Raw genomic sequence first — 14,457 nt, forward strand, 5'->3', positions numbered from 1 at the left:
TTCCGCCGCAACGCTTGGAGCTCAACCTCCCGTGCCTGTTCTGCGCCTTCCGCAACTCCCTGCCTCGGCAGGCAAACATGCCTGGGGCAACCTGCCCGGGGCCGCCCTGAGCCTGGCGATCGCCGAAGCGGCCAATGCCGCCAAGCGCTTCACCCTGCTGCTGACCGCCGACAGCCAGAGCGCCGATCGGCTGGAACAGGAACTGCGCTTTTTCGCCCCGCAGTTGCCGGTGCTGCATTTCCCCGACTGGGAAACCCTGCCCTACGACCTGTTCTCGCCGCATCAGGACATCATCTCCCAGCGCATCGCCGCCCTCTACCGCCTGCCCGAGCTGGCGCACGGGGTTTTGGTAGTGCCCATCACCACTGCCCTACACAGGCTGGCACCGACCCAGTTTCTGCTCGGCAGCAGCCTGGTGCTGGATGTTGGCCAGCGCCTGGATGTGGAGCAGATGCGCACGCGCCTGGAAGCCAGCGGTTATCGCTATGTCGACACGGTCTATGAACACGGCGAGTTCGCCGTGCGCGGCGCGCTGATCGACCTGTTCCCCATGGGCAGCAAACTGCCCTACCGGATCGACCTGTTCGACGACGAGATCGAGACCCTGCGCACCTTCGATCCGGAGACCCAGCGCTCCATCGACAAGGTCGAATCGATCCGCCTGCTGCCGGCGCGCGAGTTCCCCCTGCAGAAAGAGGCGGTGACCCGCTTCAAGGCGCGCTTTCGCGAACGCTTCGACGTCGACTTCCGGCGCTGCCCGATCTTCCAGGACCTGAGCAGCGGCATCACGCCGGCCGGCATCGAGTACTACCTGCCGCTGTTCTTCGAAGAAACCTCGACCCTGTTCGACTACCTGCCCCAGGACACCCAAGTGTTTTCCCTGCCCGGCATTGAACAGGCCGCCGAGCATTTCTGGAGCGATGTGCGCAACCGCTATGAAGAGCGCCGGGTCGATCCCGCGCGGCCCTTGCTGCCGCCAGCCGAACTGTTCATGCCGGTGGAAGACTGCTTTGCGCAACTGAAGACCTGGCCGCGCGTCATCGTCAGCCAGGACGATCTGGAGCCGGGAGCGGGCCGCGAACGCTTCGCCGCGGCGCAACTGCCCGACCTGGCCATCGAGGCCAAGGCCAGCCAGCCCCTCGCTGCACTGGCCGGATTCCTCGACCAGTTCCCCGGACGGGTGTTGTTCACCGCCGAATCGGCTGGCCGCCGCGAAGTGCTGCTGGAGTTGCTCGAGCGGCTCAAGGTCCGCCCGAGGACCGTGGACGGTTGGGAGGAGTTTGCCCAGGGCAAGGAGCGCCTGGCGATCACCATCGCGCCACTGGACGAGGGCCTGCAGATTCTCGACCCGGCCCTGGCCCTGATCGCCGAAAGCCCGCTGTTCGGCCAGCGCGTCATGCAGCGGCGGCGTCGCGACAAGCGTGCCGACGCCGCCAACGACAATGTCATCAAGAACCTCACCGAGTTGCGTGAAGGCGCGCCGGTGGTGCACATCGACCACGGCGTGGGCCGCTACCTGGGTCTGGCGACGCTGGAGATCGACAATCAGGTTGCCGAGTTCCTGACCCTGGCCTACGCCGAGAACGCCAAGCTGTACGTGCCGGTGGCCAACCTGCACCTGATCGCCCGCTATACCGGCAGCGACGACGCGCTGGCGCCGCTGCACCGGCTCGGCTCGGAAACCTGGCAGAAGGCCAAGCGCAAGGCGGCCGAGCAGGTCCGCGACGTGGCCGCCGAGCTGCTCGACATCTATGCCCGCCGTGCTGCCCGCAAAGGCTATGCCTTCGCCGATCCGGCGCTGGACTACGCCACGTTCAGTGCCGGCTTCGCCTTCGAGGAAACCCCGGACCAGCAGTCGGCCATCGACGCGGTGCGCCACGACATGCTGGCGCCCAAGCCGATGGACCGCCTGGTGTGCGGCGACGTCGGCTTCGGCAAGACCGAAGTGGCCATGCGCGCCGCGTTCATCGCCGTGCACGGTGGTCGCCAGGTGGCCATTCTGGTGCCGACCACCCTGCTCGCCCAGCAGCACTACAACAGCTTTCGCGACCGCTTCGCCGATTGGCCGGTCAGTGTCGAGGTAATGAGTCGCTTCAAGTCGGCCAAGGAAGTCGGCGCCGCCGTCGAGCAGTTGGCCGAAGGCAAGATCGACATCGTCATCGGTACCCACAAGCTGCTGCAGGACGACGTCAAGATCAAGAACCTGGGCCTGGTGATCATCGACGAGGAACACCGCTTCGGGGTCCGCCAGAAAGAAGCGCTCAAGGCCCTGCGCAGCGAGGTCGACATCCTGACCCTGACGGCCACGCCGATCCCGCGCACCCTGAACATGGCCGTGGCCGGCATGCGTGACCTCTCGATCATCGCCACGCCGCCGGCGCGGCGGCTGTCGGTGCGCACGTTCGTCATGGAGCAGAACAAGAGCACCGTGAAGGAGGCACTGCTGCGCGAACTGTTGCGCGGTGGCCAGGTGTACTACCTGCACAACGATGTGAAGACCATCGAGAAATGCGCCGCCGACCTCGCCGAACTGGTGCCCGAGGCACGCATCGGCATCGGCCACGGGCAGATGCGCGAGCGCGAGCTCGAACAGGTGATGAGCGACTTCTACCACAAGCGCTTCAACGTACTGATTGCCTCGACCATCATCGAGACCGGCATCGACGTGCCCAGCGCCAACACCATCATCATCGAGCGTGCCGACAAATTCGGCCTGGCCCAGCTGCACCAGCTGCGCGGCCGTGTGGGGCGCAGTCACCACCAGGCCTACGCCTACCTGCTGACTCCGCCGCGCCAGCAGATCACCCCGGACGCGGAAAAGCGCCTCGAAGCCATCGCCAATACCCAGGACCTAGGGGCGGGTTTCGTTCTGGCTACCAACGACCTGGAGATCCGCGGTGCGGGCGAGCTGCTCGGCGAAGGCCAGAGCGGGCAGATTCAGGCAGTCGGTTTTACCCTGTACATGGAAATGCTCGAACGCGCGGTGAAATCGATCCGCAAGGGCGAGCAACCCAACCTCGACCAGCCGCTGGGTGGCGGCCCGGAAATCAACCTGCGTCTGCCGGCACTGATTCCCGCGGATTACCTGCCCGATGTGCACGCCCGGCTGATTCTCTACAAGCGCATCGCCTCGGCGGTGGACGAGGACGGTCTCAAGGACCTGCAGGTGGAGATGATCGACCGCTTCGGCCTGCTGCCGGAGCCGACCAAGAACCTGGTGCGCCTGACCTTGCTCAAGCTGCAGGCCGAGCAACTGGGCATCACCAAGGTTGATGGCGGCCCGCAGGGTGGACGCATCGAGTTCGGCGCCAGCACGCCGGTCGATCCGCTGACCCTGATCAAGCTGATCCAGAGCCAGCCCAAGCGCTACAAGTTCGAAGGCGCCACGCTGTTCAAGTTCATGGTGCCGATGGAGCGCGCCGAGGAGCGTTTCAACGTCATCGAGGCGCTGTTCGAACGTCTCACGCCGAAAGCCGGTTGATATGCCCGAGGAGCGCTTGATCGATACCCTGCAACCGCGCCCTCGGTTGTGGCTGGGCAGTGTCGAGTTCAGCGCTTTCGAACCGCGCAACGGCAAGATGCAGCGCTACGTGCAGCACCGCGCGGCGCTCGCCTACGGCTACGCGGGGGAGTATGTCAGCGGCCCGCGGCCTACTGCCGTGGCTCGCCAGTGGAACAACCAGAGCGCCCGGATCCAGCGCCAGCCGGCCGCCGAGCGGGCCCTGCGCGAGCAGTTGCAGGGCATCGGGTTCAAACTCGCCACCCGTCAAAGCAAGGCTCTGCCCGAAAGCGCCGGGGAAATCTTCGAGCTGCCCAGCGATGCCGCCTGGCTGCGTTTCATCCTCAACGAACTGCCGGGGTTGCGCGAGCAAGGCTGGGAAATCGAGTACGCCGAAGATTTCGCCTTTGACCTGACGCCGGTCGAGCGCTGGTACGCCGCAATCGAAGAAGGGCCGGAACGCGACTGGTTCGATCTGGAGCTGGGCATCGTGGTCGACGGCGAGCCGCTGAGCCTGCTGCCGATCCTGCTCAACCTGTTGCGCAGCCACCCTGAGTTGCTCAACCCGGCGCACCTGGCGCGACGGCGCGACGACGAGCAGATTCTGGTGCCCATCCACACCTCCCACCTCGGCGGCCAGCGAACCCTGCAGGTCGCCCTGCCCTATTGTCGCCTTAAGCCGGTGCTGGCGACCCTGGGTGACTTCTACCTGCGCGAGCCTGGGGAAACCTCGATCCGCCTGGCCACAGCCGATGCCACGCGCCTGGAGGGGCTGCAGGCATTGTCCCTGGATTGGCAAGGCGGCGAGCAGGTACGCCATTTCGCCGAACGGCTGCGCGACATTCGCCACTGTCCGGTGGCAGCACCCGAAGGCCTGAATGCAACCTTGCGCCCCTACCAGCTCGAGGGCGTGAGTTGGATGCAGGCCCTGCGGCAGCTGGAAGTGGGCGGCATCCTGGCCGACGACATGGGCCTGGGCAAGACCCTGCAGACCCTTGCCCACCTGTTGATCGAAAAACAGGCGGGGCGCCTGGATCGCCCGGCCATGGTGGTGATGCCCACCAGCCTGGTGCCCAACTGGCAGGACGAGGCCGCCCGCTTCGCGCCGACCCTCAAGGTTCTCGCGCTGCATGGTGCCACGCGCAAGAAACATTTCGACCATCTGGCCGATTACGACGTATTGCTGACCACCTATGCCCTGCTGCCCAAGGACATCGAGGTGCTCGAGCAGGTGCCGCTGCACGTATTGGTACTCGACGAAGCCCAGTACATAAAGACCCCTGGCAGCAAGGCCGCGCAGACGGCGCGCCAGCTGAACGCACGACAACGCCTGTGCCTGAGCGGCACGCCGCTGGAAAACCACCTGGGCGAACTGTGGTCGCTGTTCCATTTCCTCATGCCCGGCTGGCTGGGTGACAGCAAACAGTTCAGCCGCAACTACCGCGTGCCGATCGAAAGGCAAGGCGACGAGGCACGCCTGCAACATCTGAACGCGCGCATCAAGCCGTTCCTGTTGCGTCGGACCAAGGAACAGGTGGCCACCGAGTTGCCGGCCAAGAGCGAGATCGTCCACTGGGTCGAACTCAATGAGGCGCAGCGCGACGTGTACGAGACGGTACGCCTGGCCATGGACAAGAAGGTCCGGGCCGAGATCGACCGCAAGGGCCTGGCGCGCAGCCAGATCATCATTCTCGAAGCGTTGCTCAAGCTGCGTCAGGTCTGCTGCGACCTGCGTCTGGTCAACAGCGTTGCGCCACCTGCACCAGGGCACAGTTCGGGCAAGCTGACCAGTCTGCTGCAATTGCTCGACGAACTGCTGGGCAACGGTCGGCGCATTCTGCTGTTTTCCCAGTTCACCTCGATGCTGGGCCTGATCGAACAGGAGCTGCACAAGCGCGGCGTGCCCTATGCGCTGCTCACCGGCACCACCCGCGACCGGCGGGCGCCGGTCAAGGACTTCCAGGACGGCAAGCTGCAGATCTTTTTGATCAGCCTCAAGGCCGGCGGGGTGGGCTTGAATCTGACGGCGGCGGACACGGTCATCCATTACGATCCGTGGTGGAACCCGGCAGCCGAGCACCAGGCCACCGATCGCGCCTATCGGATCGGCCAGGAGAAACCGGTGTTCGTCTACAAGCTGATCACCCGTGGCACCGTGGAAGAAAAGATCCAGCGCCTGCAGCAGGAGAAGTCGGCCCTGGCAGCGGGCGTTCTCGATGCCCGCGAAGGCAGTGACTGGCGCCTGCAGGGCGACGATATCGACGCCCTGCTCGCGCCCCTGCCAAGCCCGCCTGCCCAGCGCCGCTGAACGCGGGTTCAGTCGACGAAGTCGGCTACCGTTTCGCGCTCTCCCAGCAGGAACGCATCAGCCACCAGACGCAGAGGCTGCAGGTCGGTATCGCTTCGACCGGCCTCGATCAGCTGCGCGAAGTGCCGGTAGAGCAACGGGTATTCGCCTGTCGTTGCGAGCGTCTGCGGTACGTCGTCGATCAGCAGGTGTGCACCGCCATGGGTCAGGCGCAGGCAGCCTTCGGCGCAGCGCACCTCGATCTGCCACAGTTCGTCGTGGCCATGGTCCCAGTCGAACGCGGCGCTGACCGCCAGGCCGGTGGCGTCACTCATGGTCAGGTCGGCCGCAATCGGCGCCTGCCGGTTGTCGGGAAAGCGCAGGCTGGCGTGGGTGACGAACAGCGGTTCGGGCAAGACGTGGCTGATGATCGACAGGGCGTTGATACCCGGATCGAACACACCCAGGCCCCCGGCCTGCCAGATCCACTGCTGGCCCGGGTGCCACTTGCGCACGTCTTCCTTCCACTGGACCGTGACCGCCTGCAGCCGTTTGCCCACCAGCCAGGCCCGCGCGGCCTCGACGCCTGCGGCGAAGCGTGAGTGCCAGGCGAACAGGCACGTCACGCCCTTCTCGGCGGCCAGTTCGACCAATGCCATGGCCTCACCGAGGCTTGCGCAGGGTGGTTTTTCCACCAGCACATGCTTGCCGGCCTGCAAGGCTTCACGCACTTGTGCATAACGGCCCTGGGGCGGCGTGCAGAAGGCCAGCGCCTGGATATCCGGACGTTGGTCGAGCAGCTCGCGCAGGCTGCCGAAAGACGCCACACCAGGGCAAGGTGCGCCCAGCGTGGCCACTGCAGCCAGTTCGAAGGCGGGGTTGTCGCGCAGGGCGGGCACATGCTGATCCTGGGCGATCTTGCCGTAGCCGACCACGCCGAGACGAATGGGGGACATCGTTCACTCCTTTTTTATTGTTTGGCTGGGGCGTTATAGCAGTTACGCGGCTGCCGGCATACGCAGCGGCGTACAAGCGGCCAACGGGGATCGGACCGGGACTTGCATGCAGTCGGGCTGTCCATCACCGAAGTTGCGAGCCCGCCATGCCCGATCGCGCCCTGCCTGAACGCCCCATGCCCCCTGCCCTGCGCTTCATGCTGGCCGCCCGCCGCAGCGAGCTGGAAGGTCTGCGCGGACTCGCCGACACCTGCGAGCTGGTGACCTTGATCAGCCGTCTGGTGCATGCGTTGCAGCGCGAGCGGGGCTACACCAATCTCTACCTGGGCAGCCAGGTCGAAACCTACCGCAGCCAACTGGACGTGCACACCGAACAGGCACGGGCACTGGAACAGGATGTGCTGCAGCGGTTGCAGGCCACGGACCTGAACGCGGCCAGCGCTGCCGACCGTGCCCGCTTGTTCAACCGTGTGGCCTACGTTCTGCATGGCTTCGACGAACTGCCCGGGCTGCGTCGGCGCATCCGCGAACGTCTGCTGGGCCCCGGCGTCGCCACGGCGGCCCTGACCCGCCTGGTGGGTGGGCTCATGGCGGTGGTGTTCGAAGCGGCCGACACTGCCATCGATCCCAGTATCACCCGAGTGCTGGTGGCGCTGTTCAACTTCATGCAGGGCAAGGAGCTGGCCGGCCAGGAACGCGCCACCGGCGTGGCAGGCTTCTCGGCAGGCTTCTTCGATGCCGGTGTGCAGGAGCGCATCCTTCACCTGACGCAAAGCCAGCAGCGCTGCTTCCAGACCTTCGACGAGTTCGCCGACCCTGTGGCCGGGCAGCGCTGGGCCGACCTGCAGCGCAGCGAGATCACCGCACAGTTGGTACGCCTGCGCGAGGTGGGTATGCGCACCTCGGCGCAATACCCCGTCGACCCGGGCCTGTCGCAGCTGTGGTTCGAACTGCACAGCCAGCGCATCGACCAGATGCACGAAGTAGAGAAACACCTGGCCGAACAACTGCTCGCCAGCTGCCAGAGCAGCATCAAGCTGGCCCACGCCGACCTGGACAACCACCGCGTGCTGCTGCAGCGCCTGGCCAGCCTGGAAACCATGGGCTGCGGCGATGCCCGCTTGTTCAGCGTGCATGCCAGCGATCTCGGCAGCCCGGCGCCCGACGGCCACGGCCCACAGATGGGCCGCTCGTTGCTGGACCTGCTGCAGGCCCAGACCCATCGTCTGCAGGACGCCAATCTGCAACTGGACGAGGCGCGCCAGGCGCTCAACGAACGCAAGCTGGTGGAACGTGCCAAGCAACTGCTGATGAATGAATACGCGTTGAGCGAGAGCGAAGCCTATACCCGACTGCGGCAATCGGCGATGTCGCGCGGGCTGCGTATGGTCGACATGGCGCAGAACGTACTGGCCGTGGCCGGCAAGGGTTGATGCCGACATTGCGCCCTATTTGCGCACCCGGCACGCGGCATGCTCCGCATCCGTGCACGGCGGCGCAAGCGGGCGCTGACAAACAGCCACGGGGCGTGGCTGCCGCCGCCTTGGCACGCAATCTGCTTTGAGACCTGCAGGACCGCAGCCACCTGCGGTCGACATTTCGAATCCTGGACAACGGTGTCCACGCGTTCCCGGCAGCACTGCCGGGAACGCGTGAACATCGTTTTTTTTTGCATTTTTTTTGGCCGCCACCAGCAGGGGAATCAGCGATGGATGACAAGCCTTTCAAAGGACACCCGGAAAGCGCACACGACGCCAAGCGTCGGCACTTTCTCAAGCAGTCGTTGACCGTCGCCGGTGCCGGCGCCGCCCTCGGCCTGCTGCCACCGGGGCTGTCTTCGGCGGTGTGGGCGGCGGGGAGCGACGGCCTGGAAACCACCACGGCCAAGCTGGGCTTCATCGCCCTCACCGATGCCGCGCCGCTGTTCGTCGCCGACGAGAAAGGCTTTTTCGCCAAGCACGGCATGACCGGGGTGGAAGTGCTCAAGCAGTCGTCCTGGGGTACCACGCGGGACAACCTGGTGCTCGGCTCGGCCGCCAATGGCATCGACGGCGCACACATTCTCACCCCCATGCCCTACCTGATCGCGGCCGGCAAGGTCACTCCCAACAACCAGCCGGTGCCCATGTACATCGTCGCGCGCCTGAACCTGGCCGGCCAGTGCATCTCGGTGGGCAACGAACACGCCGACCTCAAGCTGGGCCTGGATTCCGCACCGTTCAAAGCGGCGCTGGCCAGCAAGCGTGCCAGCGGCAAGACCGTCAACGCGGCGATGACCTTCCCCGGCGGCACCCATGACCTGTGGTTGCGCTACTGGCTGGCCGCAGGCGGCATCGACCCGAACAAGGACCTGTCGACCATCGTCGTGCCGCCGCCGCAGATGGTTGCCAACATGAAGGTCGGCAGCATGGACAGCTTCTGCGTCTGCGAGCCGTGGAACGCCCAGCTCATCAACCAGAAGATCGGCTACACCGCCAACACCACCGGCGAGATCTGGAACAAGCATCCGGAGAAAGCCCTGGCCCTGCGCGCCGACTACGTCGACAAGAACCCCAACGCGACCAAGGCGCTGCTCAAGGCGGTGATGGAAGCGCAGATGTTCTGCGAGCAGCCGCAGAACAAGGAAGAAGTCGCGCAGATCTGCGCCAAGCGGCGCTGGATCAACGCGCCTGTCGCCGACATCACCGAGCGCATGAAAGGCAACTTCGATTACGGCAACGGCAAGGTGGTCGACGACAGTCCGCACATCATGCGCTACTGGGATGACTTCGCCTCCTACCCGTTCAAGAGCCACGACCTGTGGTTCCTTACCGAGAACAAGCGCTGGGGCTACCTGCCCAAGGACTTCGACAGCCAGGCGCTGATTGCCAAGGTCAATCGCTCCGACCTGTGGCGCCTGGCTGCTGCGGAACTGAACGTGCCAGCGGCGCAGATTCCCGATTCCGACTCGCGCGGCATCGAAACCTTCTTCGACGGCAAGACCTTCGATCCACAGAACCCTCAGGCCTATCTCGACAGCCTGTCCATCAAGGCCCTGGCCTGATGTTTCCCGCACGCACCGGAGGTCATCATGAATGCTGAAGTGAAGAAGCTGCACAGCGCCGCGCAAGCGGTCGCCAAGGCTCAGGTCAAGCCGCCGGTACTGGCGGGCTTGCTGAAGAACACCCGGCGCTTCGTGCTTCAGCAGTGTCTGCCGCCGGTGGTGATCGGCGCGCTGCTGTTGCTGGTCTGGCAATTGGTCTGCAGTGGCAAGGGCGCAGCGCTGCCGCCGCCTACGCAAGTGATCACCGACACCTGGGAGCTGATCGTCGATCCGTTCTACGACAACGGCGGCAATGACAAGGGCATGGCCTGGCAGTTGCTGGCGAGCCTGTCGCGGGTCGCCTATGGCTACGCCCTGGCCGTGGTGGTGGGGATCAGCCTGGGCGTGTTGGTGGGGCAGTCGACCTGGGCGATGCGCGGGCTCGATCCACTGTTCCAGATCCTGCGCACCGTGCCCCCCCTGGCCTGGCTGCCGCTTTCGCTGGCTGGCTTCAAGGACAGCTATCCTTCGGCGATCTTCGTGATCTTCATCACCGCCATCTGGCCGATCATCATCAACACCTCGGTCGGCGTGCGCAACATCCCCGAGGACTACCGCAACGTGGCCAAGGTGCTACGCCTCAATGGCGCGGAATACTTCAGCAAGATCATGCTGCCCGCTGCCGCGCCCTACATCTTTTCCGGCCTGCGCATCGGCGTCGGCCTGTCGTGGCTGGCGATCATCGCCGCCGAGATGCTGATCGGCGGCGTCGGCATCGGCTTCTTTATCTGGGACGCCTGGAACGCTTCGCGCATCAGCGACATCATCCTCGCCCTGGCCTACGTGGGGGTGGTCGGCTTCTGCCTCGACCGCCTGGTGGCGATGGTCGGACGCCTGGTCACCCGCGGCACTTCGCAAAGCTGAGGAGGCAACATGAGCCATTACTTGAGTATCGAAAACGTCGACAAGCACTTCGAGCGCGACGGCGTCACCAGCCAGGTGCTGCGCGGCATCAACCTCAACGTCGCGCGTGGCGAGTACATTTCCATCATCGGCCATTCGGGATGCGGCAAGTCGACGGTGCTGAACATCGTCGCCGGGCTCATCGAGTCGAGCAACGGCGCGGTGATCCTCGACGGCAAGGAAGTGCGCCAGCCGGGGCCCGACCGCAGCCTGGTGTTCCAGAACCATTCGCTGCTGCCCTGGCTGACCGTCTATGAAAACGTCGCGCTGGGGGTGGACAAGGTCTTCAAGCGCAGCAAGAGCAAAAGCGAACGCCACGCCTGGACCTTGCACAACCTGGAAATGGTCAACATGACCCACGCCCTGCACAAGCGTCCGAGCGAGATATCCGGCGGCATGAAGCAGCGCGTCGGCATCGCCCGGGCGCTGGCGATGCAGCCCAAGGTGCTGTTGCTCGACGAGCCGTTTGGCGCCCTCGATGCTCTGACTCGGGCGCACCTTCAGGATGAGGTGATGCGCATTCAGAGCGAGCTGCACAACACGGTGATGATGATTACCCACGATGTCGACGAGGCGGTGCTGCTGTCAGATCGCATTGTGATGATGACCAACGGTCCGGCCGCGACCATCGGCGAAATCCTCACCATCGACCTGCCGCGTCCGCGCAGCCGACTGGCCCTGGCCGACGACCCGCGCTACAACCAGTACCGCCTGGCGGTGCTCAGCTTCCTCTACGAGAAGCAGGGCAAAGTCATCGAAGCGGTTGCCTGATCTACCTCAGTGATCGCCGACGCGGCTCGCGCCGCTGCTACAGAGGAATGCACCCCCCCTGTAGGAGCGGTCTGTGGCCGCGAAACGGGCGCCGCGGTGCGTCTGGCAATCCGCGGTGCCCCTTTCGCGGCCGATGACCGCTCCTACGGTGACCGCCCCCTCTGTGGGAGCGGTCCGTGGCCGCGAAACGAGCAGCGCGGTGCATCTGGCAATCCGCGGTGCTCCTTTCGCGGCCGATGACCGCTCCTACGGTGAATGCAATCCCCTGTAGGAGCGGTCCGTGGCCGCGAAACGGGCAGCGCGGTGCATCTGGCAATCCCCGGTGCTCCTTTCGCGGCCGATGACCGCTCCTACGGTGAATGCAATCCCCTGTGGGAGCGGTCCGTGGCCGCGAAACGGGCGGCGCGGTGCATCTGTCGATCCGCGGTGCTCCTTTCGCGGCCGATGACCGCTCCCACGGGGTGGCTGCCACGAGGCGCGGCGAACGAACGCTGATTGGGGTCGGTCTACTGAATGCCGACCAGCGCGTGCAACCCGTGCAAATTTGCAGGCAACACCTGCATTAATCTGCATTGAAAGCTGCAAACTTGCCTGTCACGATCGCCTGGTCCGCTCATTTATCTCAGGAAATCAATAACAAGCAGGGATTCAGCGATGACAGCTCAGGTATTCCCCCCGCTCCAGCGGTCCCCGCTGGACCTCGACACTCAAGTGCTCGGCGAGGTCCGCAACCACATCGGTCACGTGACCCTCAACCGTCCCGCCGGTCTGAATGCGCTCACGCTGGACATGATCCGAGCCCTGCGCGGCTACCTGGATGCCTGGGCCCTGGACCCGCACATCCATGCCGTCGTCCTGCGCGGCGCCGGCGACCGTGGCTTCTGCGCCGGTGGCGACATCCGCAGCCTCTACCACAGCCATCTCAACCAGGACGCCCTGCGCGAAGTGTTCTTCAACGAAGAATATGCCCTGGACCAATGCCTGCATCAGTACCGCAAGCCAGTCATGGCGCTGCTCGACGGCTATACCCTGGGCGGCGGCATGGGCCTGGCACAGGCAGCCGAACTGCGCGTGGTCACCGAGCGCAGCAAGCTGGGCATGCCCGAAGTGGCCATCGGCTATTTTCCCGATGTCGGCGCCAGCTATTTCCTCAGCCGCATCCCCGGCGAAATCGGCACCTACCTGGGCGTCACCGGCGTCCAGATCGAGGCAGCCGATGCGCTCTACTGCGGCTTGGCCGACTGGTACGTGGAAAGCGACCGCCTCGGCCTGCTGGATGAGCGCCTGGACAAACTGCAGTGGAGCGACAATGCCCTCAAGGACCTGCAGGGTGTGCTTGCCCGCCTCGGTGTGCAAACGCTTGCCGACGCCCCGCTGCACCGCTTGCGGCCGGCGATCGATCATTTTTTCGGCCAGGACGACCTGACCAGCCTGGTCGAACAGCTGGAGCAAGTGAACGTAGCCGACAGCCAGGCGTGGGCACAGAGCACCGCGCAGCTGATGCGCACCCGTTCACCGCTGGCCATGGCAGTGACCCTGGAGCTGCTGCGCCGCGGTCGCCACTGCAGCCTGGAAGCCTGCTTTGCCTTGGAACTGCATCTCAACCGCCAGTGGTTCGAACAGGGTGACCTGATCGAGGGCGTGCGTGCTTTACTGATCGACAAAGACAAGAACCCGCGTTGGAACCCACCGACGCTAGACCGGCTCACACGCGCACGCGTCGAGCCATTCTTCCAAGGCCTCTGAGGCCGGAGTCTGCCATGCAAGACCTGGAACTGAGCGAAGAACAGATCATGATTCGCGACATGGCGCGCGACTTCGCCCGCGCCGAAGTGGCGCCCCACGCCCGTGCCTGGGAACAGGCGGGCTGGATCGACGATGCCCTGGTGGCACAGATGGGCGCCCTCGGCCTGCTGGGCATGGTGGTGCCCGAACAGTGGGGCGGCAGCTATACCGATTACGTCGCCTATGCCCTGGCGGTGGAAGAGATCTCCGCTGCCGACGGCGCGTTGGGGGCATTGATGAGTGTTCACAACTCGGTAGGCTGCGGGCCCCTGCTCAACTACGGCAGCCCGGCCCAGCAGGACACTTGGCTGGCCGCCCTGGCCAGTGGCGAGGTGATCGGCTGTTTCTGCCTCACCGAACCCCAGGCCGGTTCCGAAGCCAACAATCTGCGCACCCGCGCCGTGCTCGACGGCGAACATTGGGTGATCGACGGCGCCAAGCAGTTCGTCACCAATGGACGACGTGCCAAGTTGGCCATCGTCTTTGCAGTCACCGACCCAGAGCTGGGCAAGAAAGGCCTGTCGGCCTTCCTGGTGCCCACCGACACCCCAGGTTTCACCGTCGACCGCAGCGAGCACAAGCTCGGCATCCGTGCCTCCGACACCTGTGCAATCACCTTGAGTCAGTGCCGAGTACCTGCCGCCAATCTGCTCGGCGAACGCGGCAAGGGCCTTAATATCGCCCTGTCCAACCTCGAAGGCGGCCGTATCGGCATCGCCGCCCAGGCGCTGGGCATCGCGCGCGCCGCCTTCGAAGCGGCACTGGGCTACGCCCGCGAACGCGTGCAGTTCGGCAAGCCGATCATCGAACACCAGAGCGTGGCCAACCTGCTGGCCGACATGCAGGTGCAGGTCAACGCTGCACGCCTGCTGGTGCTGCACGCCGCACGCCTGCGCAGTGCCGGTCTACCGTGCCTGTCCGAAGCCTCGCAGGCAAAGCTGTTCGCCTCGGAAATGGCCGAACGGGTCTGCTCCAGCGCCGTGCAGGTGCACGGAGGCTACGGTTATCTCGAAGATTACCCCGTGGAAAAGTATTACCGCGACGCGCGCATCACCCAGATCTACGAAGGCTCGAGCGAGATCCAGCGCATGTTGATAGCCCGCGAGCTGCGCAACTATCTGCTGTAGCACCGCATGGAACAAGTGCCAGTGAGGGGGGGCTGGTCAACGACCAG

Annotated in this window: 9 protein-coding genes; 8 read left to right on the top strand and 1 reads right to left on the bottom strand. The window is 65.0% G+C overall.

Annotation, left to right across the window (positions count from 1 at the left end):
• Nucleotides 1-31 precede the first annotated feature (31 nt).
• Both mfd and IFT57_RS01160 read left to right on the top strand, forming a co-directional pair.
• Nucleotides 32-3,481, top strand: a complete 3,450-nt coding sequence (mfd, locus tag IFT57_RS01155) for a transcription-repair coupling factor (protein ID WP_192150029.1) — start codon at nt 32-34, stop codon at nt 3,479-3,481.
• Between the two features lies 1 nt (nt 3,482).
• Complete coding sequence (locus IFT57_RS01160; RefSeq protein ID WP_192150031.1) at nt 3,483-5,807, top strand: DEAD/DEAH box helicase; 2,325 nt, start codon at nt 3,483-3,485, stop codon at nt 5,805-5,807.
• Nucleotides 5,808-5,815: 8 nt separating this feature from the next.
• Here IFT57_RS01160 and IFT57_RS01165 read toward each other — a convergent pair whose 3' ends face one another.
• Nucleotides 5,816-6,742: a Gfo/Idh/MocA family protein gene (locus IFT57_RS01165; RefSeq protein WP_192150033.1), complete on the bottom strand. Its 927-nt coding sequence runs from the start codon at nt 6,740-6,742 to the stop codon at nt 5,816-5,818.
• Nucleotides 6,743-6,888: 146 nt separating this feature from the next.
• Here IFT57_RS01165 and IFT57_RS01170 point away from each other — a divergent pair, with 146 nt between their 5' ends.
• The 6 genes from IFT57_RS01170 to IFT57_RS01195 all read left to right on the top strand — a co-directional run bounded on the left by IFT57_RS01170 (nt 6,889) and on the right by IFT57_RS01195 (nt 14,410).
• Nucleotides 6,889-8,175: a nitrate regulatory protein gene (locus IFT57_RS01170; RefSeq protein ID WP_244657229.1), complete on the top strand. Its 1,287-nt coding sequence runs from the start codon at nt 6,889-6,891 to the stop codon at nt 8,173-8,175.
• A gap of 275 nt (nt 8,176-8,450) precedes the next feature.
• Nucleotides 8,451-9,785, top strand: coding sequence for a CmpA/NrtA family ABC transporter substrate-binding protein (locus tag IFT57_RS01175; protein WP_192150035.1), 1,335 nt, complete (start codon nt 8,451-8,453; stop codon nt 9,783-9,785).
• A 27-nt stretch (nt 9,786-9,812) separates the two neighbouring features.
• A complete protein-coding gene (ntrB, locus tag IFT57_RS01180) occupies nt 9,813-10,688 on the top strand; it encodes a nitrate ABC transporter permease (RefSeq protein ID WP_122478773.1) in 876 nt (291 codons plus the stop codon).
• Nucleotides 10,689-10,697: 9 nt separating this feature from the next.
• On the top strand, nt 10,698-11,498 hold the full coding sequence (locus IFT57_RS01185) for an ABC transporter ATP-binding protein (RefSeq protein WP_122712958.1): 801 nt from the start codon (nt 10,698-10,700) through the stop codon (nt 11,496-11,498).
• Between the two features lie 654 nt (nt 11,499-12,152).
• Nucleotides 12,153-13,244, top strand: a complete 1,092-nt coding sequence (locus IFT57_RS01190; protein ID WP_192150037.1) for an enoyl-CoA hydratase/isomerase family protein — start codon at nt 12,153-12,155, stop codon at nt 13,242-13,244.
• Between the two features lie 14 nt (nt 13,245-13,258).
• Nucleotides 13,259-14,410 (top strand): acyl-CoA dehydrogenase family protein, encoded by a 1,152-nt coding sequence (locus IFT57_RS01195; protein WP_122712960.1) that lies wholly within the window; start codon nt 13,259-13,261, stop codon nt 14,408-14,410.
• The last annotated feature ends 47 nt before the right edge of the window (nt 14,411-14,457 follow it).

Source organism: Pseudomonas sp. CFBP 13719, assembly GCF_014842095.1.
Lineage (GTDB): Bacteria > Pseudomonadota > Gammaproteobacteria > Pseudomonadales > Pseudomonadaceae > Aquipseudomonas.